This is a genomic window from Pseudomonas sp. MF06569 (assembly GCF_059862735.1).
In genome coordinates, this window is sequence record NZ_JCBCUZ010000005.1 from 222,621 (window position 1) to 245,535 (window position 22,915).

The 22,915-nt window shown below is 56.5% G+C and carries 20 protein-coding genes, 5 tRNA genes and 1 pseudogene; 19 read left to right on the plus strand and 7 right to left on the minus strand.

The genetic code is table 11. The features are described from left to right. Positions 1-80: 80 nt before the first annotated feature. From alaS to mgtE, 8 genes are all read left to right on the plus strand, one after another. Positions 81-2,699 carry an alanine--tRNA ligase gene (gene alaS / locus AC19YQ_RS07835; protein ID WP_500594870.1) on the plus strand — a complete coding sequence of 873 codons (2,619 nt, stop codon included), beginning with the start codon at positions 81-83 and terminating at the stop codon, positions 2,697-2,699. A gap of 83 nt (positions 2,700-2,782) precedes the next feature. Then, a complete protein-coding gene (locus AC19YQ_RS07840; protein ID WP_019823401.1) occupies positions 2,783-4,018 on the plus strand; it encodes an aspartate kinase in 1,236 nt (411 codons plus the stop codon). Positions 4,019-4,205: 187 nt separating this feature from the next. Beyond that, the gene (csrA, locus tag AC19YQ_RS07845; protein ID WP_003175645.1) at positions 4,206-4,394 is read left to right on the plus strand and encodes a carbon storage regulator CsrA; all 189 of its coding nucleotides are present in this window, start codon (positions 4,206-4,208) and stop codon (positions 4,392-4,394) included. A gap of 61 nt (positions 4,395-4,455) precedes the next feature. After that, positions 4,456-4,546: transfer RNA gene (locus tag AC19YQ_RS07850), tRNA-Ser, on the plus strand. Between the two features lie 106 nt (positions 4,547-4,652). Further along, positions 4,653-4,729, plus strand: a tRNA-Arg gene (locus AC19YQ_RS07855). A 70-nt stretch (positions 4,730-4,799) separates the two neighbouring features. Further along, positions 4,800-4,876: transfer RNA gene (locus tag AC19YQ_RS07860), tRNA-Arg, on the plus strand. Between the two features lie 70 nt (positions 4,877-4,946). Further along, positions 4,947-5,023: transfer RNA gene (locus tag AC19YQ_RS07865), tRNA-Arg, on the plus strand. 298 nt (positions 5,024-5,321) lie between these two features. Then, a complete protein-coding gene (gene mgtE, locus AC19YQ_RS07870; protein WP_133077321.1) occupies positions 5,322-6,764 on the plus strand; it encodes a magnesium transporter in 1,443 nt (480 codons plus the stop codon). Between the two features lie 112 nt (positions 6,765-6,876). Here mgtE and AC19YQ_RS07875 read toward each other — a convergent pair whose 3' ends face one another. The 5 genes from AC19YQ_RS07875 to AC19YQ_RS07895 all read right to left on the minus strand — a co-directional run bounded on the left by AC19YQ_RS07875 (position 6,877) and on the right by AC19YQ_RS07895 (position 10,472). Then, a complete protein-coding gene (locus AC19YQ_RS07875; RefSeq protein WP_133077322.1) occupies positions 6,877-7,203 on the minus strand; it encodes an Arc family DNA-binding protein in 327 nt (108 codons plus the stop codon). Between the two features lie 273 nt (positions 7,204-7,476). Next, positions 7,477-7,653, minus strand: a complete 177-nt coding sequence (locus AC19YQ_RS07880; protein ID WP_219262041.1) for a PA3371 family protein — start codon at positions 7,651-7,653, stop codon at positions 7,477-7,479. 29 nt (positions 7,654-7,682) lie between these two features. Further along, positions 7,683-7,913, minus strand: a complete 231-nt coding sequence (locus AC19YQ_RS07885) for a hypothetical protein (RefSeq protein ID WP_326397505.1) — start codon at positions 7,911-7,913, stop codon at positions 7,683-7,685. 233 nt (positions 7,914-8,146) lie between these two features. Next, entirely contained in the window at positions 8,147-8,875 is a 729-nt protein-coding gene (locus tag AC19YQ_RS07890) for an aspartate/glutamate racemase family protein (RefSeq protein WP_133077324.1), read from the minus strand. Positions 8,876-8,930: 55 nt separating this feature from the next. Further along, complete coding sequence (locus tag AC19YQ_RS07895) at positions 8,931-10,472, minus strand: NCS1 family nucleobase:cation symporter-1 (protein WP_500594871.1); 1,542 nt, start codon at positions 10,470-10,472, stop codon at positions 8,931-8,933. Between the two features lie 616 nt (positions 10,473-11,088). Between AC19YQ_RS07895 and AC19YQ_RS07900 the strand changes: the two genes are divergently transcribed. From AC19YQ_RS07900 to AC19YQ_RS07930, 7 genes are all read left to right on the plus strand, one after another. After that, positions 11,089-11,165, plus strand: a tRNA-Arg gene (locus AC19YQ_RS07900). A gap of 303 nt (positions 11,166-11,468) precedes the next feature. Then, positions 11,469-12,179 (plus strand): PglZ domain-containing protein, encoded by a 711-nt coding sequence (locus AC19YQ_RS07905; protein WP_500594872.1) that lies wholly within the window; start codon positions 11,469-11,471, stop codon positions 12,177-12,179. 15 nt (positions 12,180-12,194) lie between these two features. Further along, complete coding sequence (gene brxL / locus AC19YQ_RS07910) at positions 12,195-14,234, plus strand: protease Lon-related BREX system protein BrxL (protein WP_500594873.1); 2,040 nt, start codon at positions 12,195-12,197, stop codon at positions 14,232-14,234. Between the two features lie 278 nt (positions 14,235-14,512). After that, entirely contained in the window at positions 14,513-14,860 is a 348-nt protein-coding gene (locus tag AC19YQ_RS07915; RefSeq protein WP_500594874.1) for a nucleotidyltransferase family protein, read from the plus strand. Between the two features lie 205 nt (positions 14,861-15,065). Then, positions 15,066-15,422, plus strand: a complete 357-nt coding sequence (gene tnpA, locus AC19YQ_RS07920) for an IS66-like element accessory protein TnpA (RefSeq protein ID WP_500594875.1) — start codon at positions 15,066-15,068, stop codon at positions 15,420-15,422. Then, a complete protein-coding gene (gene tnpB, locus AC19YQ_RS07925) occupies positions 15,419-15,583 on the plus strand; it encodes an IS66 family insertion sequence element accessory protein TnpB (RefSeq protein WP_500594876.1) in 165 nt (54 codons plus the stop codon). Before tnpA ends, tnpB begins: the two co-directional genes overlap by 4 nt. Positions 15,584-15,845: 262 nt before the next feature. Further along, complete coding sequence (locus tag AC19YQ_RS07930) at positions 15,846-16,253, plus strand: hypothetical protein (RefSeq protein ID WP_500594877.1); 408 nt, start codon at positions 15,846-15,848, stop codon at positions 16,251-16,253. Positions 16,254-16,314: 61 nt separating this feature from the next. Here AC19YQ_RS07930 and AC19YQ_RS07935 read toward each other — a convergent pair. After that, a pseudogene (locus AC19YQ_RS07935) lies at positions 16,315-16,713 on the minus strand (recombinase family protein); the annotation flags it as partial. Positions 16,714-17,081: 368 nt separating this feature from the next. On the opposite strand from AC19YQ_RS07935, the gene AC19YQ_RS07940 reads away from it, so the two are divergent. From AC19YQ_RS07940 to cap4, 4 genes are read left to right on the plus strand one after another with little or no spacing between them, the layout of a single operon-like run. Next, positions 17,082-18,089 carry an SMODS domain-containing nucleotidyltransferase gene (locus tag AC19YQ_RS07940; RefSeq protein ID WP_500594878.1) on the plus strand — a complete coding sequence of 336 codons (1,008 nt, stop codon included), beginning with the start codon at positions 17,082-17,084 and terminating at the stop codon, positions 18,087-18,089. Continuing rightward, positions 18,086-19,825 (plus strand): ThiF family adenylyltransferase, encoded by a 1,740-nt coding sequence (locus AC19YQ_RS07945; protein WP_500594879.1) that lies wholly within the window; start codon positions 18,086-18,088, stop codon positions 19,823-19,825. Before AC19YQ_RS07940 ends, AC19YQ_RS07945 begins: the two co-directional genes overlap by 4 nt. Beyond that, positions 19,819-20,289, plus strand: coding sequence for a Mov34/MPN/PAD-1 family protein (locus tag AC19YQ_RS07950; protein WP_500594880.1), 471 nt, complete (start codon positions 19,819-19,821; stop codon positions 20,287-20,289). The genes AC19YQ_RS07945 and AC19YQ_RS07950 overlap by 7 nt, the downstream gene beginning before the upstream one ends. Then, positions 20,286-21,683: a CD-NTase-associated endodeoxyribonuclease Cap4 gene (cap4, locus tag AC19YQ_RS07955; RefSeq protein WP_500594881.1), complete on the plus strand. Its 1,398-nt coding sequence runs from the start codon at positions 20,286-20,288 to the stop codon at positions 21,681-21,683. The genes AC19YQ_RS07950 and cap4 overlap by 4 nt, the downstream gene beginning before the upstream one ends. 221 nt (positions 21,684-21,904) lie before the next feature. Here cap4 and AC19YQ_RS07960 read toward each other — a convergent pair whose 3' ends face one another. Further along, positions 21,905-22,426: a hypothetical protein gene (locus AC19YQ_RS07960; RefSeq protein WP_500594882.1), complete on the minus strand. Its 522-nt coding sequence runs from the start codon at positions 22,424-22,426 to the stop codon at positions 21,905-21,907. Positions 22,427-22,915 lie beyond the last annotated feature (489 nt).

A 22,915-nucleotide genomic window follows, 5' to 3' on the forward strand; every position in this document is an offset into this window, starting at 1 on the left:
TATAATGCGGCCCTTTGCGAGTCGCACTGTCGATTGACGTGATTTACTTGCCTCTGGCCGCAGCCTCCGTGGAAGAACCTATGAAAAGCGCAGAAATCCGTGAAGCCTTCCTTCGCTTCTTCGAGGAGCAAGGTCACACCCGTGTCCCTTCCAGCTCCTTGGTCCCTAATAACGACCCGACCCTGCTGTTCACCAACGCGGGGATGAACCAGTTCAAGGACTGTTTCCTGGGTCAAGAAAAACGTGCCTACACCCGAGCGACCAGCAGCCAGAAGTGCGTGCGAGCCGGCGGCAAGAACAGCGACCTGGAAAACGTCGGTTACACCGCCCGTCACCACACCTTTTTTGAAATGCTCGGCAACTTCAGCTTTGGCGATTATTTCAAGAAAGACGCGATCAACTTCGCCTGGACCTTCCTAACCGGCGTACTCAACCTGCCTAAAGACAAGCTCTGGGTAACGGTCTACGCCAGCGATGACGAAGCGTATGACATCTGGACCCAGGACGTCGGCGTACCTGCCGAACGCATGATCCGTATTGGCGACAACAAGGGTGCTCCGTACGCGTCGGATAACTTCTGGACCATGGGCGATACCGGCCCGTGCGGCCCGTGCACCGAGATTTTCTACGATCACGGTCCAGAAATCTGGGGTGGCCCGCCAGGTTCGCCAGACGAAGACGGTGACCGCTACATTGAAATCTGGAACAACGTGTTCATGCAGTTCAACCGCACCGCCGATGGCGTGTTGCATCCGTTGCCAGCGCCGTCGGTAGACACCGGCATGGGCCTGGAGCGGATCAGTGCGGTGATGCAGCACGTCAACTCCAACTATGACATCGACCTGTTCCAGAGCCTGTTGACGGCTGCAGCCGACGCGATCGGTTGTGCCAACGAAGGCCAGGCATCGCTCAAGGTGGTGGCTGACCACATCCGTTCGTGCAGCTTCCTGATTGCTGACGGCGTGCTGCCATCGAACGAAGGTCGCGGCTATGTACTGCGCCGCATCATTCGTCGCGCCTGCCGTCACGGCAACAAGCTGGGTGCTACCGGTAACTTCTTCTACAAGATCGTCGCGGCACTGGTTGCCGAGATGGGCGAAAGCTTCCCGGAGCTGGTGCGCGAGCAGGCCAACATCGAGCGCGTACTTAAAGCCGAAGAAGAGCAGTTCTCCAAGACGCTGGAGCAGGGCCTGAAAATCCTTGAGCTGGATCTGGCAGAGCTCAAGGGCACCGTAGTGCCTGGCGACGTGGTGTTCAAACTCTACGATACCTATGGCTTCCCGATGGACCTCACGGCCGATATCGCCCGTGAACGCAACCTGACCGTGGACGAAGAAGGCTTCGAGCGCGAGATGGAAGCCCAGCGTGTTCGCGCACGTTCGGCCAGCTCTTTCGGCCTGGACTACAACACGCTGGTTAAAGTTGACGTGCCGACCGAGTTTGTCGGTTACAGCGCGACCCAGGCTTCGGCCACCATCGTTGCTCTCTATAAAGACGGTCAATCGGTTGCCAGCCTGAGCGAAGGCGACGAGGGCGTGGTCATTCTTGATCAGACCCCGTTCTACGCCGAATCGGGCGGCCAGGTTGGCGATTGCGGTTTCCTGCAAGCTGGCGCGGCGCGCTTTGACGTGCGCGACACCACCAAAACCGGCGGCGCATTCCTGCATCACGGCGTGGTTGCCGCGGGCGGCCTGAATGTTGGCGAAACCGTTGAAGCCCAGGTTGACGCCGATGTGCGTTACGCCACGGCACTGAACCACTCGGCGACCCACTTGCTGCACGCGGCCTTGCGTCAGGTGCTGGGCGAGCACGTTCAGCAGAAAGGCTCGTTGGTCGACAGCCAGCGCATGCGTTTCGACTTCAGTCACTTCGAGTCGATCAAGCCCGAGCAGATCAAGGCGCTGGAAGATATTGTCAACGCCCAGATTCGCAAGAACACTCAGGTCGAGACTGAAGAAACCGACATCGAAACCGCCAAGCAAAAAGGCGCCATGGCGCTGTTTGGCGAGAAGTACGGCGACAACGTGCGCGTGCTGAGCATGGGTGGTGATTTCTCGGTTGAGCTGTGTGGCGGTATTCACGCCAAACGCACCGGTGACATCGGCCTGATGAAAATCATCAGCGAAGGCGGCGTAGCTTCCGGTATCCGTCGTATCGAGGCGGTTACGGGTGCAGCCGCACTGGCTTACTTGAACGCCGCCGAAGAGCAGCTCAAGGAAGCCGCGAGCCTGGTCAAGGGTTCTCGTGAGAATCTGGTCGACAAGCTGTCGGCGGTACTTGAGCGCAATCGCCAGTTGGAAAAACAACTTGAGCAATTGCAGGCCAAGGCAGCAAGCGCGGCCGGTGACGATCTGTCATCGTCGGCGGTGGACGTAAAAGGCGTGAAAGTCCTGACTGCCCGCCTGGACGGTCAAGATGGCAAGGCGCTACTGGCGCTGGTAGATCAGCTGAAGAACAAACTCGGCCGTGCGGTGATCCTGCTCGGCAGTGTCCATGAAGACAAGGTTGTACTGGTTGCAGGCGTAACCAAAGACCTGACTGGCCAACTCAAAGCCGGTGATTTGATGAAGCAGGCTGCTGCGGCAGTGGGCGGGAAGGGCGGTGGTCGTCCTGACATGGCGCAAGGCGGCGGTGTTGATGCTGCAGCCCTTGATGCCGCATTGGCCCTGACTGTGCCATTTGTCGAACAGGGTATCTGAGGTCCAGTACGCGCCATCGTCTAGTGATGGCGCGTCGTTTGAATGATAAATGGGCGCCCTTTATGGGCTGAGGCTGCTTTGAAATGGCTTTGATCGTACAGAAATTCGGAGGCACCTCGGTCGGCACTGTCGAGAGAATCGAGCAGGTCGCCGATAAAGTTAAGAAGTTCCGCGAAGCCGGCAATGATCTGGTGATCGTGCTATCTGCAATGAGCGGCGAAACCAACCGCCTGATCGAACTGGCCAAGCAGATCAGCGATCAGCCGTTACCCCGTGAGCTGGATGTGATTGTGTCCACGGGTGAGCAGGTGACGATTGGTCTGCTGGCAATGGCGCTGAACAAGCGCGGCGTGCCAGCGGTGTCCTACACCGGCAGCCAGGTGCGCATCCTGACGGACAGTTCGCACACCAAAGCCCGCATCCTGAAAATTGACGATCAGAAGATTCGCGCCGACCTGAAGGCCGGGCGTGTGGTTGTGGTTGCAGGTTTCCAGGGCGTTGATGAGCACGGCAACATCACCACCCTGGGTCGTGGCGGCTCTGACACCACTGGTGTGGCGCTGGCGGCGGCCCTCAAGGCTGATGAGTGCCAGATCTATACGGATGTCGACGGTGTTTACACCACTGACCCGCGGGTTGTGGCAAAAGCTCAGCGTCTGGAAAAGATCACCTTCGAAGAAATGCTGGAAATGGCCAGCCTGGGCTCCAAGGTGTTGCAGATCCGGGCGGTCGAGTTCGCAGGCAAGTACAACGTACCGCTGCGCGTTTTGCACAGCTTCAAGGAGGGTCCAGGCACCCTCATTACTATTGATGAAGAGGAATCCATGGAACAGCCGATCATTTCTGGTATTGCGTTCAATCGCGATGAAGCCAAGCTGACCATCCGTGGCGTGCCAGACACCCCGGGCGTGGCGTTCAAGATTTTGGGTCCGATCAGTGCGACCAATATCGAAGTCGACATGATCGTGCAGAACGTTGCGCACGATAACACCACCGACTTCACCTTCACCGTGCACCGCAATGACTACAGTGCTGCGCAAAGCGTGCTGGAAAACACGGCGCGTGAGATCGGTGCCCGTGAAGTGGTCGGCGACACCAACATTGCCAAGGTTTCGATTGTCGGTGTGGGCATGCGCTCTCACGCGGGCGTTGCCAGCCGCATGTTTGAGTCCCTGGCCAAAGAGAACATCAACATCCTGATGATCTCGACCTCCGAGATCAAAGTGTCGGTGGTGATTGAAGAGAAGTACCTGGAGCTGGCAGTGCGCTCCTTGCACACCGCTTTTGATTTGGACGCGCCAGCCCGACAGGGCGAATAAGGCGTTGTCTGGAGGGCGCGGTTAATCCGCGCCCTTTGTTTTTTTGGCGGGCATGAACGAAGACCTCCTGTTTCGTCATGTTGGTCAATACTAAGGAGCGGCGGGCTATAGCTGTTTAGCGAATAGCCCGAAGCCCTTTTTTTTTGCAGACTGTGGCCACTGAAATGAAAAGTGTGAGGAGAAAAGTATGCTGATTCTGACTCGCCGTTGTGCGGAAAGCCTGATCATAGGCGATGGCGAAATTACTGTGACCGTACTCGGCGTCAAAGGAAACCAGGTGCGTATCGGTGTGAACGCCCCCAAGGAAGTGGCGGTGCACCGTGAGGAGATCTACCTGCGGATCAAGAAAGAAAAGGATGAAGAACCAAGTCTCTAATTTTATTTAAGTTTTTAGTTGCAAGCGGGGAAAAGGCTGGTTATTATACGCCCCGTGTTGCGGAGAGGTGGCCGAGTGGCCGAAGGCGCTCCCCTGCTAAGGGAGTACATCTCAAAAGGGTGTCGGGGGTTCGAATCCCCCCTTCTCCGCCATTATTCATGTAGCACGTTGGGTCTGGGTAGTTTCGGTAAGTTATTGAATTTACTGAAAAAAATCTTGCCAGAGAGATTCAACGGTCTATAATGCGCCGCTTCAAATGCACTCGTAGCTCAGCTGGATAGAGTACTCGGCTACGAACCGAGCGGTCACAGGTTCGAATCCTGTCGAGTGCACCATTTAAGAGTCAATCGCTGCGGCGGTTAACTTTGCTTCAACCAGGGTGGTCTGGTCTATCAAGCACAACTTGCACTCGTAGCTCAGCTGGATAGAGTACTCGGCTACGAACCGAGCGGTCACAGGTTCGAATCCTGTCGAGTGCACCATTTAAGAGTCAATTGCTTCGGCGGTTAACTTGGCTTCAACCAGGGTGGTCTGGTTTATCAAGCACAACTTGCACTCGTAGCTCAGCTGGATAGAGTACTCGGCTACGAACCGAGCGGTCACAGGTTCGAATCCTGTCGAGTGCACCAAACACCAAAAAGCCCGCATTATATGCGGGCTTTTTGCTATCTGCGATTTGGCTATTGCTGTCATCCTGACGACTTCTCTTCTGTTTATTCTGGCAGTGCTGCGCAAGCTTTTGTTATTGCCAAGATTTTTGCGTCATTAATTTTTAAGCCGTGTATGATTGCGCCCGTCAGCCCCGCCGGGGCTTGTGGAATACCTCCATGGACTTACCCAGTAGTAACTCAGCATCCCGTTTTTCCAATCATGAATTGACTGATTGATCCTTCCGGCGTGCCCTGCTGCTGGGAGTGGAGTTCGCCTATGACCGAAGTTGAAGTAAAGAAAACACAAGAAAGCCTGCAAAGCCGCCTCGCTCAAGTCATTGAGCTGCTTAATCGCCAGCGTGTGGTCGAAGACCTGACTCATCGTCAGGAAGGCCATCACCATGACCGGGTTGAAAACCTGGTTCATCGGCAGAACCTTGTTGAGCTCCAGCGCAAGCTGGAAGACCTGCACTCCGCAGACGTTGCCTACATCCTTGAAGCATTGCCACTGGACGACCGCCTGACGGTCTGGCAGCTGGTCAAGGCCGATCGCGATGGCGACATCCTGCTTGAAGTCTCTGACTCGGTACGTGAAACCCTGATCGCCGACATGGACGATCACGAGCTCCTGGCAGCTGCCAAGGAGATGGACGCCGACGAACTTGCTGACCTGGCCCCCGAGCTGCCGCGAGACGTCGTCCATGAGCTGATGGAGACCCTTGATGGTCAGCAGCGTGAGCGTGTTCGCTCCGCGCTGTCCTATAACGAGGATCAGGTCGGCGCACTGATGGACTTCGAGATGGTGACGATCCGTGAGGACGTCAGCCTTGAAGTGGTATTGCGTTACCTGCGTCGTCTCAAAGAATTGCCGGGCCATACCGACAAACTGTTCGTGGTTGATTACGACGGTGCGCTCAAAGGCGTGTTGCCGATCAAGCGTTTGTTGGTCAACGACCCCGAGAAACAAGTGTCCGAGGTCATGGCCAGCGATCCGGTAAGTTTTCATCCGGACGAGGACGCCTACGATGCTGCACAGGCGTTTGAGCGTTACGACTTGATCTCGGCCCCGGTGGTCGACAAGAACGGCAAGCTGATCGGCCGATTGACCATCGATGAAATGGTCGACCTGATCCGTGAAGAGAGCGAGAACGAAGTGCTCAACATGGCCGGTCTGCGTGAAGAAGAAGACATCTTCGCTTCGGTCTGGAAGTCCCTGCGTAACCGCTGGGCCTGGCTGGCAGTCAACCTGGTCACCGCGTTTATTGCTTCGCGGGTGATCGGTCTGTTCGAAGGTTCGATTGAGAAGCTGGTGGCACTGGCAGCACTGATGCCCATCGTGGCCGGTATTGGCGGTAACTCCGGCAACCAGACCATTACCATGATCGTACGGGCGATGGCGCTCGATCAGGTCAATACCGGTAGCACCTCGCGTCTGATGCGCAAGGAGCTGGCCGTGGGCTTGATCAATGGCCTGGTGTGGGGTGGGGTGATCGGTGTTGTCGCGTATCTGTTGTACGGCAGCTGGTCACTGGGCGTGGTGATGACCGCGGCCATGACGCTTAACCTGCTGCTGGCAGCGCTGATGGGCGTCTTGATCCCCATGACACTTGCCCGGCTTGGGCGTGACCCGGCGATGGGTGCAAGTGTGATGATCACAGCCATGACTGACAGCGGCGGGTTCTTCATCTTCCTGGGGCTGGCAACCATCTTCCTGCTCTGACGGCCAGCGGCCTGATCTGACAGCTGTCAGATCAGGCCGTTTTTGTTTCTGGCGCAAATGGCGCCCATAAAAAAAGCCAGCGCAATGCTGGCTTTTTGTTACCTGAATTAAATCAGGCTTCCTCCGAAGCTGCCTCAGCGTCGTGAGCAATCAGTGAAACCAGAGCGTTTTGCTGGCGATGGGACAGTTGGCGGAAGCGTTGCAGCAGTTCGCGCTCGTGCAGGGAGAGCTCGGGGCTGTCCAGGCGCATGCTGAGTTCGTCACCCAGTACGCCTTCCTGAATAAGGCTTTGCTCAAGGCGAGCAATGATTTCTGAGTTCATGCTGCGGTGATGATTGCGAGCCACTTCGGCGATGCGCTCGCGCATTCCGTCTGGCAGGCGTACGACGAACTTGTCAGCCGTACGGCTGGAGTAAATTGCCTGTTTCAATGGGCGCATTTTAGTTAACCGGTTAGTTCAGGGGAGCGGTTCTCGGGAATTGGCCGCAGGATGTGATTAAGACCGTCCTTATAGCCAAAGTTCAACCTGAATTGCTAGGAGGCGCGCATCATGCCTCAAATCTGCCACTTCCCTGGCGTCAATTCTGTGACAAATATTGAACCGGATAAAGGCGTTATGCCAGTAGTGATTATTAAAAAAATGCATCGACGTGGATAGTGCACAAATCCACCGTTCATCCTGAAAGGTCTGTTCTCCAGCAGAAGGGCGCTCTCAGCGTAATTGCGGGTCAAATTTGAACCTGCGCCCGATGATCAGCGCCACCAGCCAGCAACTGAAAAATACTCCCGCAGCGATCAAGGGCAGGTTTCCGAATTCGTTACGGGCGAAGACATCAAGTGCAAGGCTTGATAGCGCCAGCATCAACAAACTCAAAGCAATTTTGGACATGATTTACTGCCAACCTCTCAATATGCGCTTCAAAAGACCCAGCGCTCACCCTCGGGAGCCAGGTTGGCTGCAGGGTGGTCTGTAGTCAGATGAGGTGTCGCGCTGCTCACGCTATTCATGACCGCCACTTGCGGCAGCGGCGCGAGGGGTTTGTCATAGGTCTGGACGTATTGCTCATCGGTGGCGGGTTCAGGTTGAAAGTGAAAAATCACTAAAACAGCCAGTGCCAGGGCATTTAACAGTAACAGGGTGCTGTTCATGGCGGTCATCTCTGAGAGCATGGACGGGATACTGTTAATAGAGCAGTCTTCGTGCCAACTGTTAAAGAGCTAAAAACCCTTATAAAACAGCTGCTTGGAGTATGTATTCAAGAGGGTTTCAGTGCAATTTGCAATGATGGCTTTTTGATGTAGTGCAAATTGCACGATACAGGCCAGAGCCCGCGGGAGCGGGCTTGGCAAGGATTCAGTCGATATCGCCTGCAGGCGATCGGTTATCGCCCGAAACGTTCGGCCCATCCACTGATAACCTTGGGCCGTGGGGTCGCGTAAGTGCGTACTTTTGACGTCGACAGCCCCAGGCGAACCAGCGACTCGGCAATGGTCACCGCAGCGGTAACGCCATCGACCACGGGCACGCCGGTGCGCTGGCGAATCTGCTCATCAAGGCCCGCCATACCACCGCAGCCCAGGCAAATGACCTCTGCCTTGTCCTCGCTGACGGCCAGTTCTGCCTGGTGAACAATGGCTTCAACCGCGCGTTGCGGCGAAGATTCGAGTTCCAGAACGGCAAGGCCGCTGGCGCGCACCGATGCACAGCGGTACCAGAGCCCGGACAGTTTCAGGCGATCTTCAATCAGCGGCACGGTGCGATCCAGCGTGGTGACAACCGAATAGGCGCGGCCCAAAAACATGGCGGTGCTGGCCGCTGCGTCAGTGATGTCCACCACGGGCACGTTGAGCAGTTCCTGTAACCCTTCACGGCCATGCTCGCCATACCCGGCCTGTATCACGGCATCGAAGGGCTGGTCGTAGGACATGACGCAGTCCATCACCGCGATTGCGGCCAGATAACTTTCAAAATTCCCCTCAACCGACTCGGCGCCGAAACCGGGCGTCAGCCCGATGATTTCGGTGCCCGGCGCGGCGACGGACTGCGCCTGACGTGCAATGGCCTGGGTGATGCTGTCGGTCGTGTTGACATTGACCACGAGAATTCGCATGGGGGCTCCTTCAAATCAAGAGTGGGCGGTCTGAATTGGCCAGACCGCAAACGTATCAATGGCCAGCGTTGTCGACCGCGATCGACTCGCCGCTGACGTGGGTGTAGTGGGGTTGGCGCCTGGCGATGATCAGGTAAAGCATTGCCGCGATGCCGGCCCCGATCATCCAGGAGAACGGCGAAACAGTATGAAAACCTGGCACCAATGCCAGCACGATGGCGATCAGAGCAGCAGGAATAAACGCCGCGACGGCGCGTAAATTAACGCCTCGGCTGTAGTAATAAGCGCCGCTCGGGTCTTCGCTGTACAACGCCGGCACGTCGATACGGCCTTTTCGTACAAGCCAGTAGTCGACCATGATCACCCCGTACAGCGGGCCAAGCAGGGCACCCAGGCCGGACAGGAAGTACACGATAACCAGCGGGCTGTTATAGAGATTCCACGGCAGGATCAGCACTGCCAGGGTTGCGCTGATCAGTCCGGCGCGCTTGAACGTCAGATGCCTGGGTGCCAGGTTGCTCAGCACAAAAGCCGGTGCGACGAAGTTGGCCATGATGTTCACCGCCACCGTCACAATCAGGAATGCCAGGCAGCCCAGCACCAGAAAGAAGGTGTTCGGGATCGACGCGATAATCTGCGTCGGGCTTTCGATAATGGTGCCGTTGATTTGAAACTGGGCGCCGCACAGCAGGACGGTGATACCGGCAAACACCAGAATGTTCACCGGCAGGCCCCAGAAATTACCAACCTTGATGGTTTTGCAGCACGGCGATGAACGTGAGAAATCACTGAAATTCAGGATCAGCGTGCCGTAGATCGCCAGCCACAGCGCGGCTCCGGCAAACACGTTGCGCCACACCTCGGCGGTGCTCAAGGGCACGCGGTCTGACCAGGCAATGGTGCCGTTGGCCTGAAAGTACATCCAGCCTGCCAGGCACAGTACCGTCAGTAAAATGACCGGTCCGGCAAACGCCTCGTAGCGGCGAACCATTTCCATGCCGTAGGCCAGGATCGTCAGCTGCACCAGCCAGATCGCGACAAAACACACCCAGCCCAAGCTCGACAGGCCAAGGATCGAGTCATGGTCGTAAGCGTCGAAACCAGGATGCACGGCCACCAGTAGCACCCGTAACACCACCGAGGCGAGATACGTCTGAATACCGAACCAGGCGATAGCAATGACCGCGCGTATCAGCGCAGGAATCTGCGCACCATGAATGCCGAAACTTATCCGGCTGATGACCGGGAAGGGCACGCCGGTGCGCTGGCCCATATAGCCCGACAGGTTCATGAAGTTGAACACCAGCAGAGCGCCGATCCCGAGTGAAAGCAGGATCTGCCAGCCGTTGAGGCCCAGGGCGTAAAGCCCGATGGCGAACGAGTAGTTGGCGATGTTGTGCACATCGTTGGTCCACAGGGCAAAGATGCTGTAGCGGCCCCAGCGGCGGCCTTCGGTTTTAGTGGGGGCCAGGTCACTGTTGTGCAGGCGCGGACTGAGCGCCAGGGTGGATGCAGTAGCGTCCAGGGAGTCGGGGAGGGGAGTTGAAACCGGTGAAGGTAAATCCAGAGCGAGGGTATCGGAGAGTCTTGAACGCATTCTGGCAAGCTCCTGATGTCCGCTGGTGTGATGACTGTTCATGAGCGTTGGCTCGACAAATCTTCGTCACGGCAGCGGAAATCACTGGTTGTGAGAATTCGCGGTATGCCTGCTTTTATGTAGCAGGCCACGAAACAATGTGTACTTAGTTTTTGTTCGTTTTGTATACAAGTGTCGTGTGGGTGTAAGCGATATTCATGCCAGCAGAAACACACAGATCAGTAGCCGTGTTCACGGATCCCTATGCTGTTTTTTATCTGTATGAAATTAATGGATTTTTTATTTTTTGCGGGCCAGCTGAAAAACCAGCGAATAGAAAGGGAGATGGATCGTGGTCAATTGTGACCAGAGAGAGGGTTGTTACTTTTTGATGCATAAAAGGTTTGTGGCGCGGTTGGGTGCACCGTTATGTGACGTTTTGTATACGATCATTAGGCGCTGTATGCGCCTGTGGTTGTCGTTGAGCTGCGTGAGGTTGTGATCGGTCGTAAGTCCTGGGCGTCAGGTCTGACGGTTACACGGCATTAACGGTCAAGGGGCGTGTGTCTGACCGTTAAAAAGGCCACGCACGACATGACAAACAAAGGCATGACCGTTACCATGCTCGCCGTCATTTGTCTCAGTAGCTCAATTGGATAGAGCATCCCCCTCCTAAGGGGAAGGTTGGCAGTTCGAACCTGCCCTGGGACACCATATAATTCAAGCACTTACCGCTCTGGGCCTTTTGCTTTTGTTTTGCTGGCTATCACTGGGCTAGCGCGACACTCTGCATCGATATCCTAAGCGAAGAGTGATTTCGCCTCACAAGCCGGGCAGCGGCAGTCGACGCGGTGTTGGCGCTGACGCCGAATTGACCCAGATGCCAAGATTTCACTGACCCAGTCTGATTCCTCGAAAAAAATTATCTGGGCAGGGTTTGTGCCGATTTGGAGGTGGGGCAATCTTGCGTCGGCACGTGGGTCAATTAGGCATCGGCCTCAACACCGCAAAATCCTTATGCACTTCAATACCAGTACGGTGTTGATCACCGCCGACCATGGTTTCTTGTTCCAGCACAGCAAACTCGAAGCGGCCGACCGCACCTCGCTGGCGGAAAAGCCCGAGAATGTCATCAAGAGCAAGAAGCGCTACGTGCTCGGCCATAAGCTGCCGGCAGCCAAAGATGCCTGGTGTGGCTCGACCAAGCAAACCGCCGGCACGTTATCGGATACACAGTTTTGGATCCCCAAGGGCGCCAACCGCTTTCACTTCGTCGGTGGGGCGCGCTTCGTTCATGGCGGCGCGATGCCACAGGAAATTGTGGTGCCGGTGTTAACCGTCAACCAACTGCGCGGTGAGAAAGCCGAGAAACGCACCAAGCGAAAAGTGGGTGTTATCTCGCCGAAGTCGGCACTGAAGATGGTTACCAACATCCAGCGCTTTGACTTGATCCAGACCGAAACCGTCAGCGAACAGGTATTGCCCATCACCGTAGCGGTGGCCATTTATGAAGCTGACGTTGCTGTTTCCAGCGAAGAAATTGTCACCTTCGACTGCAGCACCGATGTCATGTCGGAGCGCCTTAAGCAGGTGCGGTTGTCGTTGTCTGGCAGCAACTTTGATCGGCACAAGGATTACTTCCTAATCATCCGCGACAAGGATCTGAACACCGAGCTTGAGCGCTATCGTGTCACCATTGACCTAGCCTTCACTGACGATTTCTTTTGAGAGACGTGACAATAAATGGATACCGAACAAGATAAAGATCTCGATCAGTTGCTCAACGAACACTTCGCCGGCCGGGTGGTGCGCAAGGACCTGACCAAGCTGATTAAGGAAGGCGCGAATGTCCCGGTCTATGTGCTTGAGTACCTGCTGGGCATGTACTGCGCCTCGAACGACCCGGTCGTCATCGAGCAAGGCCTGAAAAACGTTAAGACGGTACTGGCGGAAAACTACGTGCGCCCTGACGAGGCCGAGAAGGTTAAGTCTCTGGTGCGCGAGCGCGGCACTTACAAAGTGATCGATCGTGTCACGGTGCGGCTGAACGAGAAAAAAGACCGCTACGAAGCATCTTTCAGCAGCTTGGGCATCCGCGATGCGGAGATTTCCGCAAGCATCGTCAAAGAGTACGAAAAACTACTGGTTGGCGGTATTTGGGTAATTGCCACGCTGAGCTACTACCACGAGGAAGGCCAATCCGGCTCACCCTTTGGCGTGTCCATGCTCAAGCCAATTCAGATGCCGAACATGAATATGCCGGAACTGTTCGCCGGACGCGCAGCACTGACCACCGTACAGTGGCGCGAAGCGCTGATTCGCTCGATTGGCATGGAGCCGTCAACACTTGATGTGGCGGTGCAGTGGCACTTGTTGGCGCGCATGGTTCCCTTCATTGAAAACAACTACAACGTCTGCGAGCTTGGCCCGCGCGGTACCGGCAAGAGCCATATTTACAAAGAGTGTTCGCCCAACAGCATGCTGGTGTCCGGCGGACAAACCACCGTGGCCAATCTGTTCTACAACATGAGCAGCCGTCGCATCGGCCTGGTCGGGCTTTGGGATGTGGTTGCCTTCGACGAAGTCGCGGGGATCAATTTCAAAGACAAAGACGGCGTGCAGATCATGAAGGACTACATGGCCTCCGGCTCTTTCGGGCGCGGCCGTGAGCAAATGGAAGCCTCAGCTTCTATGGTCTTCGTCGGCAATATTAACCAGAGCGTCGAGTCACTGGTAAAGACCAGCCACTTACTAGCGCCCTTCCCCGAACAAATGATCGATGCCGCCTTCTTCGACCGCTTCCACGCCTACATTCCGGGCTGGGAAATCCCAAAAATGCGCCCGGAGTTTTTCACCAACAGGTACGGCCTGATCGTCGACTATTTGGCGGAGTTCTTCCGTGAGATGCGCAAGCGCAGCTTTGCCGACGCCATCGATAAACACTTCAGACTGGGCAACAACCTCAACCAGCGCGACGTGATCGCGGTACGCAAAACCGTCTCAGGCTTGCTCAAGCTGCTGTACCCCCATGACGTATTCACCAAAGAAGACGTTCGTGAATGCTTGGAGTACGCCCTGCAGGTACGCCGCCGGGTTAAAGAACAGTTGAAGAAGATCGGCGGCATGGAGTTCTACGATGTGCACTTCAGCTACATCGACAACGAAATCCTCGAAGAGCACTTCGTCACCGTTAAAGAACAAGGCGGCGGCGGACTGATCCCTGAAGGCCCAGGCAAACCGGGCTTCATTCACACCATCGGCCTAAGTGGCAAAGGTATGCCTGGGCTTTACCGGATAGAGCTGCAAGTCACTAAAGGAACCGGGAAGCTGGCGACCTCTGGGCTATGGAACTCAAGCAGCGCCAAAGAGCAGGTTAGGATTGCCTTCGATTACTTCAAGGCCAATGCCTCTCGCATCAGTGCATCCGCCAAGGTGATGGAGCATGACTTCCACCTGCATGTAGTCGAACTACAAAACACCGGCCCACTAACCCACATGGCACTCGCCAGCTTGGTGGCCTTCGCCTCTGGCCTGATGGGCAGACCTGCTCAAGGACAGATGGTAGTGCTCGGCGACATGAGCCTCGGCGGCAGCATCACCCCGGTGGAAAGCATTGCAGAGTGCCTGCAGGTGGCCTTCGACGCCGGCGGCAAGCGTGTCTCGCTACCGATGAGCAGCGCCAAAGACATTCCAACCATCCCGGCCGAACTGTTCACCAAGTTCCAGACCAGCTTCTACGCCGATCCGGTAGATGCGGTGTTCAAGGCATTGGGGGTGGACTGACTCACAGAGCTTAAGATTTTCTCAGTTCCATTAAGCAATATGATCAAAAGTTTATCTTGATGGTCAGCTGCCCAGTCTAATCAATACAAAACGGCAGACCGGATCTGCCGTGTTTTTGTGCGCCCAGCATGGGCGCAATCTTGCGGGTGAAAGTCCCGTCGTGAGCTGACCACAGCGAACGAAGTGAAGCGCAACTGCACGAGGGCGACCGAGTGTGGGGAGGAAGCGTGGATCGAAACCGCGAGCCGATGGACAAGAACCGGATATAAGGCGAAGTCGTGGATGCCTTCCTGGAAGAGTCCCTGCGTATCGAGGCAATGTCCATGGCGGTGGAGATGTGGGCGAAATCAGAGCCGCTTGTACGGAAGGCATATCTCTTCGGAAGTCGGGTCAAGGGCACTAATCGTCCAGATAGCGATCTTGACGTTGCTATCGAGCTGCTGACCTTGCCTGGTGAGGAAGATCCTGGCACTACCTGGCAAAGGGAGGGGAAACGGCTTAAAGCCTCTATTGCTGGAGTTATCCCCGTAGCCATTGATCTTGATTGGTACGGAGGCGCAGATGAAACGGCATGCATTCACGTGGGCCTTCAGGGTGGAAGTCTCGTGGCTTATGACGCCGATTAAACCACTTCGACCATCCAGACAAACTGATCACGGAATGTAATCGCACATTCACTGAGAGGCGTTCATTCCCATACTCAAATGCGGAAGACGGTATTGGCTGGATCGACTTAACGTTGCCTAGGCACAGGCTTTTTGATCGTAAGCGTCCGGCAAAGTCACCTACCCGATCCCAGCGATAAGGGCGATGGTGTCCACTTAAAAATACGTGGACACTATTGCCCCTATCATCAGGATTGCCATGCGCCAAAGAACCTCTTATCCCAAACCCTTCAAAGCCCAGATCGTCCAAGAATGCCTGCAACCTGGCGTGTCGATGGCCAGCGTGGCCCTGCGTCACGGCATTAACGCCAACCTGGTTCGAAAGTGGATACCTGCTTATCGTGATCATCAGGCGCCGGCGTTGCCTGCTTTTGTTCCGATGAAACTTGCGCCCGCAACCCGGCCCGATCAGCAGATGGCGGTCAACATCGAGGTTCCTTTCGGGCAGCAAAAACTCACTGTGAAGTGGCCATCCTCTGATCCTGACGGGTGTGCTCGTTTTGTCCGTGAGCTTGCCAAGTGATCCGCATCGACGCCATCTGGCTCGCCACCGAGCCCATGGATATGCGCGCAGGTACCGAGACCGCGTTGGCCAGAGTGATTGCGGTATTCGGTGCGGCGAAGCCGCACTGTGCTTATCTCTTTGCCAATCGACGTGCTATCTGCCTGAGTCATGCAAGGTGACTTCGGCGGACGCTTACTTTTGATCGAGCTTTTGGTGAGGCGGAGCAGGAAACGCTCACCAAGCAATTGGAGCGGTGCATGGGCAAAGCAGATCAGCCTCAGCGATCTAGGTAGCATCATCCATCGGCGTACTGCGTGAGATCCATCAGTAGTCGCCTCTGGATAGTCTAAATTTGCTACTTCGGATGAATAATTTCGTTTTTTCGCCGTTCTCCATCCGCACTTGAAACGTGCCATCACGACTATCTGCAGGGGTTCGAGTATGAGGGAAAAAGGCAAGCTTCCGCCGCTGCCAGACAGCAAGGCGCTGAACTGTTATGCGGAAACGATCCGCCAGCTTGAGGCGGCCTTTCGCGAAGCTGGGCACGCAATGACGATGGATGCGTGGTATTCCTTGCCGGAGTACGACGCTGCACTGAACGAGGCCTACGCACTGCAGCTGGTGCATGGTGATCTGTCGGCGGACGGGTTCGACATGGCTGGCATTCACTCGCGGCCAGCCGAGCGGCTGGGCCAGATGCCTCCGGCTGAGGTGCGTCGGTATGTGCACGCGCTATGGCGTTGTGAAAGGCACACCCACCCACATGGCAGCCTGGTGCTCGATGCTGTTCAGTCCGGTGCGCTGGGCATAGCAGCTAGAAGGCTGGCTGCTTGCTCAACTGACGTTTAATCCGCACCGGCACTGCAACCACCTTTGTTGATGCGCCTAGGACGTTTCAAGAGGCAGCGCGTTACAGGGTAACGACGACCGGCCGACATGCTCGCTTCACACTCGCGACAGATATCCCGAACTGCGCAGCCGTGGCGGCGATGCTGGCCCCGTTATCCTTCCTCCAGGCGACAACCTTGTTGTCGTTGATGGTCTTTACCCGGCCCAGGGCCTTGCCTTCTGCCTTCGCGCGCTGAATGCCCGCCATCTGCCGGGCCTTGATGTTGGAGCGCTCCAGCTCGGCCACAGCCGCCAACATGGTCAACATGGCCTTGCCGATTGGCGTGGAGAGGTCGAAGCCCTCGCGCTGACTGATAATCGCCACACCCTTCTTCTGTAGCGCTTCGACGGTGGCCAGCACGTCCAGCGTATCGCGCCCAAGGCGGTCGACGGCACCGACAATCAGGATATCGCCCTTACGGCCTCGCGGGCCTATGGTGGGTGTCCCACGATCGTAGCGTCACGCCAGGGAGCGCTGGCACCTTGTCACCCGAAAAACGCCCCCTAAGCAGCATTACTATCACAATGGTCAATTCCTGCTTTCGTGACTGCATGCGACATCCGCACATTCATGCCGAACTTTTCGCCCCGGCGGTATGCTGAAAACTACACCTCCTTGCCCCACGTTATGCGCGTGCGGGTACTGCAGGTTCAGATATAGATGCCCGATCTGGTGTTTTTGGGTTGATATTTTAAACTGTGAAACACTACATGTAGTGTTCTGCCGGATGGAAATGTCGCACATATAGTCCTATCATTCATGGTGTGCTAACTTCGAGGGACTGGACCGTGGCTACGCAGCAGCAATTCATAGATTTCTTGAAAGAGATTGAGCCCAGTCCGACGACGAAGTCGATATGCATCAGCGCGCACTCGACCTTGCGCGAAAAGTTGGAGAAGCACGAGACGTACGGTGACATCTACGTCAACACGTACCTCTCGGGCTCCTATGCGCGCAATACGGCGCTACGTCCCCGGTTCGCGAACGGAGCGCTTCGCCGGCCTGATGTCGACATCATCGTGGTCACGAATCACACCCTGCAAGACCTTGCGAGTGATGTTATCGCCACATTGCGCAAGGCCGTCAAGTCGCTTGGGTATACGGAAGTCGAGGCAAACCGGCGTTCTATTTGCGTGTCGCTAGGGTCGGTTGAAATGGATGTCGTGCCGGTTATTGCCAATCCGTGGGAGGAGGATGGTTGGCTCATCGCGGACAAGAGCGAAGAGCAGTGGCTGCTCACCAACCCAATGGGCCACAACCAGTGGGCCAGCGCGGTCAACAAGAAGGCTAACGGATATTTCGTCCCACTCGTGAAGCTAGTGAAGTGGTGGCGTCGCGAGAACCTGCCGCACCTGAGGCGCCCGAAGGGTTTCATCCTCGAGACCTTGGTCGCAGAGCACATGGATTACAATGAGACAAGCTACGAGGAGTTGTTTGCCAAGCTCCTGGAGAAGGTCCGAGACGAATACGAATGGATGGTCCAGGTCGGCCAGGTACCGTACTTGGAGGACCCGAGTGTTCCGGGCAACAATGTTTTCTCGCGAGTAAAACCGGAGGAATTCAAGCGTTTCTACGACATGGTTGATGCCCACGCCAAACTTGTGCGCCGCGCCCAGCGGGAGGCCGACGCCGACGGGGCCTTGACCCTGTGGAAGAAAGTCTTTGGTGACTGCTTCCGAAAACCGGCTCAAAAGGCGAGCATGTTGCGCACCGCGGCTGTAGCCAGCTCGGGTATGGGCCTCACCTTTCCGAGCATTGCCGTTGTGCCCCCGAACAAGCCTCAGGGATTTGCATGATGCGGCTGCTGCTCGAACAGCCCGTTCGCATGCTCGCGGAGATCCGTGGGCTGGACGCGCTAGCGGTTACTTCGGAATGGCTGATCAAGCTTGAGTGGGGGCTGTCCGAGGCGAACGACGTCCGAGTCGATTTCGACTTCACGGTGAACAGCAAGGTATATGAGGCGGTCCTAATTTTCCCCAGCTTGTTCCCACAAGCGCCGGCCTATGTGCGCCCAAGCAATACCGATGAAGATTGGAGTGCACACCAATACCCCTCGACCGGCACCCTCTGCCTTGAGTGGGGGCCGGACAACTGGCATCCCGATGTGACAGGCGCTGATCTCGTCGTCAGCACACACAAGCTGCTGGCTTATGAGAAGTTTGGCCCTTTGTTGAGCGTGGTCGCGCCTTCACGGCATGAGCTGACACTTGGCCAGCGCGTGCGCGGTGAGGTTCTGCGGTTTCTCATCACGCAACAATTGCAGGCAGCGCTCGCAGCCTCCTTACGGACAACTCCGCTGCCTCTTGCCGTGGGGACCTTGTACAGGCGTACCGCGTTCGTTGCAGTCGCGACCCAGCTGGGGCATGACACAGCGCCCATCCACCTTGGCGTTCCTGGCGAGATTGCCGACCCAGCCGTCAGCAATTCGTGGGTTCGCAAGGGCTGGGTCGTTTGGTGCGACGAATGGGCATCCCTCCCCAATCCCACCACAGACCAGGCTGCCCTCCGTGACTTCCTGAAATCCAAGGACAGTTGGCCTTGGCCGAGCGACGAGTTGCAGTCAGGCTTCTTGCTGTTGGTGGATGATGAACTGCAACTTCGGCCCATGGCGCTTGCGTCGAAGGCCGAAGGCAATACGGCGTCTGAATACTTCCCCGTGGACTGCACCGACATGGGCCTTGTTCGGCAGCCGGAGCGCAACGAAGCCTTGGCACAGAAGAAGGTGGCTATTGTTGGGCTGGGCTCTGTAGGCAGCAAGGTCGCCCTGTCGTTGGCGCGCTCGGGCGTGACGCGCTTTCTGCTCATCGACGACGACATCCTGAAGCCTTCAAATCTCACACGTAACCAGCTCGATTGGTCCTCAGTGGGCTACGACAAGGTCGACGCTGTCGAAAATGCGATTAAGCTGGTCCGGCCTGACGCCGACGTGGTGTGCAGGACGTTCCGTTTCGCTGGACAGGAAAGTTCTGCCTCCAACACGACCCTGCTCGAGCAAATTGCGGCATGCGATCTTGTCATCGACGCCACGGCAAGCGCGAAGGTTTTTTCGTCGATAGCGGCCATCTGCACGCGGCGCAAGGTGCCGGTTGTATGGGGCGAGGTGTTCGCTGGTGGCATTGGGGCGCTCATGGCTCGCAGCCTGCCTGGCATCGATGCCGAGCCTCTGGATATCCGCGGCGCGATTCACGCGTACCTTGCTGACATGCCCGAGGCTCCATTCCAGCATGCCCAGAACTATGACTCCGAGGTGGATGACGAGGTTTTCGTCGCTGGCGATGCGGAGGTCAGTGCCTTAGCCGCTTCGCTGTCCCAGTTCATCATTGACGCCCTGGTCGGGGCCCCCGTGCCTCGGTTCCCTAACGCCGCCTACTTAATTGGCTACCAAAAGGCTTGGATTTTCGAAGCGCCATTCGACACACATCCGGTTCCTTGCCCGTGTGCTGCTGAAAGCCCCGCGGCGCCTGCAGATACTCAGGCAACCGTTGCGGCGTTGGGCGAACTCCTCTCGGTGTTCGGCGCAAAGAAATGCTGACGGTAAGCATCCCACCGGAGGTACAGCGGATATTGCACAAGGCGCTCAAGGTCGCCGGCCCCAATGAGTGCGGTGGCGTTCTTATGGCCGAGCACATGGCCCCCGGCCACTTTGTCGTCCGGCAGCTGACAGTACAAGGTGGAGGAAGGTTCGCCAGCTTCATCCGGGAGACAAGGTCTGCCCTTCGCGCGCTCAGCAGCTTCTTTCGCCAGTCCGGCCACAACTACTCCCGGTTCAACTACCTCGGAGAGTGGCACTCGCACCCGAGCTTCTCGGTGCAGCCCAGCATGACGGACCACCAATCAATGCGGGGCATAGTGATGGATGCGCGTGTTGGGGCGAACTTCGTGGTTTTGCTCATCTTCAAGCTGTCACGCCAGGGTGAGCTTGAAGGCAGCGCGCACACCTACATCCCGGATGGTTCCTTCGTACCATCTACCCTGGTTCTTGAAGGTGACTTATGACCTCTCCACTCTTTGAACGACAGGCCACCGGTGGTGTAGTTGCACGTGACGGCTTCCGATACCAGGATGCGTTCCTACTCGAGCACATCCCCCGTTTCCTTGCTCAGGGGGCCTTCAGCCAGGCTGTCAGCGAACTCTTAGGGGATGTCGAGATTCGCTACTTCCGTCCTGGCGGCGGGACCTTCTGCGTGACGTATGAAGCGAAGCGACATCAGCTCAGCAAGGCCGAATTATGGGAAGAGGTCGCACACTTCTTGGAGCTGCACGAGAAGTCTCCTGACGAATACGTGCAGTTCGTGCTGCTCTGCGGCGATTTCGTCGGCGAGTTCCAGTCCTTATTTCGTAAACTCAACCGTTATCGCGGCCCCGCGGTAGCCCTCAATGACGATTCGAAAATCCGCATTTCGGCCAAGTCCGAAATAGTGGACACCATCGTGCGGCTCGGGCAGACGCCGGAGATGGCACTGTTCATATTGGAGCGAGTGTCGTTCGTCCAATACAGCGACAACAACGTCGACGCCGGCTTCGGTACCAAGTTAGAAGAGTGTCTTCCCCACTTGGACATGAGCCGTCGCGAGACAGCAGCGTTTCGGGCAAAGTGCAAAGAGCTGGTTGACACCTCGTTCAAGGGAATTGTCACCCGCAATGACATCGAAACGGCATTAGTGGACAGCGCACCCAGTGTGACCCTAGATTGGCAAGTCACGCCTTCCGACCTTGATCTAGGTTCTACTGGGTTTGAGCTCGGCCCGCTCGCCCTAGATGTTACTGCTTTCAATGGCGTCGGCCGCGAGAGCCTCGGCGAAGCGGCCTGGGACCAACTGCAACTCAGCCTGGGTGAGATAGGTGACTTCTTGCACAGCAGCCGCGCACGTCGCGGGGTGCGATTATCAGCTAAACACCGAATGTCGCTGGCCTGTCTTCTGGGGTACTGTTTCTCGGCTGCCCGAAACTTTACGCTGACGCTTGACCACAACGACCAGCTATTCGATACGGCGGTTCACACGCGGGCGCCAGGTCCGTTTTTCAGGGTCGACGAGGACGCGCTTTCAACGCTCGGGATGGAGGGGGTAGCAGCCATCAGTTTCCCGAATGGTACGAATGCTGACGTGGGAGTGAATGCCAAGGTTTTCGGGCTGGGGGACTCACCGAAACTGTCGTTGGTGTCGACCGCCGTTGTCACGGACATCGCGAGTTTGAATACGGCAGTGAGCGAGGCCAAAGTAGCGTTGGTGGAATTTCGCGCGCGACACCAGTTACAGTGCGTGCATCTCTTCATAAAGGCTCCGTCGATGTTCGCCATGGCCCTGGGCCACAGGCTCAATGGCGTAGGTCGAATCCAGCTTTACGACTGGGATCAGGGGAAATACGTCCCAACCCTGCATCTCACCTGAGCAATTTCGTTCTCCTGGGATGTTAAAGGTTGACCTCCAATAATTCTTGATCATACGAGCTTCGGCTTTGGGCCCCCTACGCGGTCAAATCACTGGTCGTAGTGACGGACAGCTCGGGGCTTATGGCCGTTTTTCGCCTGTCGCGAAAGACGGCAACCGGCCCAGAGTTTGTAAAAACGATGATGGCCTCATTGTCTTGGATCATTGAAGTTCGTTGGCCATCAGCTGCGCTTGATCAAAATGGTGTGGTCCTGCTCGCCATTATCCAGGCCCCAGGCCAAGCGCTCGGCTCGTTGTTTGATAGCGAGCGTCTGGGCCACTCGCCAGGCCAGCCGAGCTCCGTTATCGCTCCTGGATCGAACCGCCTCGCTTAGTAAGCCGTCCACGACTTTAAGCTGATTTCGGTGCGCCACGAGCAACTGAGCACGATCATCGGCAGCTATATCCTCCCGTGCCTCTGCCATGGCAGCTGGGCGATTCTCTGCCGGCAACTGGGCGGCCTCCAACTCCGCTGCAATCTTTGCCATGCGATCGGCGATCCCATGGGCTCGCTCGGTTAACTTCGGCCCGCCCGCTTTCTTCCACCCCCCATCAGCAGCGCTCCAGCGCTTTGCAGTGCGTTCGCTGCAATCGACCTGAGCCGCCACCTCGGCCAAGGTCATTGGTGTTGTTATGTAAAGGGTTCGTGCGGCCTCGCGGCGGATTTGGATTGGCTGGATTGGGTCATGTGTTTGGGCGGTCATGGCTACGGCCTCGCGGGCCTATGAAGGGCGTCCAATGATCGTAGTGTCACGCTAGGGAGCTGTGTCACCTTGTCACTCGGAAAACTTCTCGTAGGCGGGCCGGAGGTGTCGTTCGAGATGGATGCAACGCAAAAAATGGATTTGCCCGTTGTCCTGTCCCACAACGGCTGAGGAGGGTGCTCGTATGTCTGACCTATCCCACAGCCCATATTTTCCGGTAATGGCGCCTAGGTAAAAATTGCCGTGACCGCTCAAAACCCTTGTGGCTATTGGGCTTTCTCGGTTCCGGTCACGGCGGTCACGCTGTCCCCCTATAGCTAAAAAATTAATAACCATAGAGTTCATATTGGGTTAATTTTTTTGCTCTATATAAATTGCCGTGACTGTCGTGACCCGTGACCGTTATCACGCTAACGATATTCGCATCGTGATGCCTTGCAGGTTACACCCCATGCCATCTGCCAGGCAGCGTTCGCCTAATATTGTTAG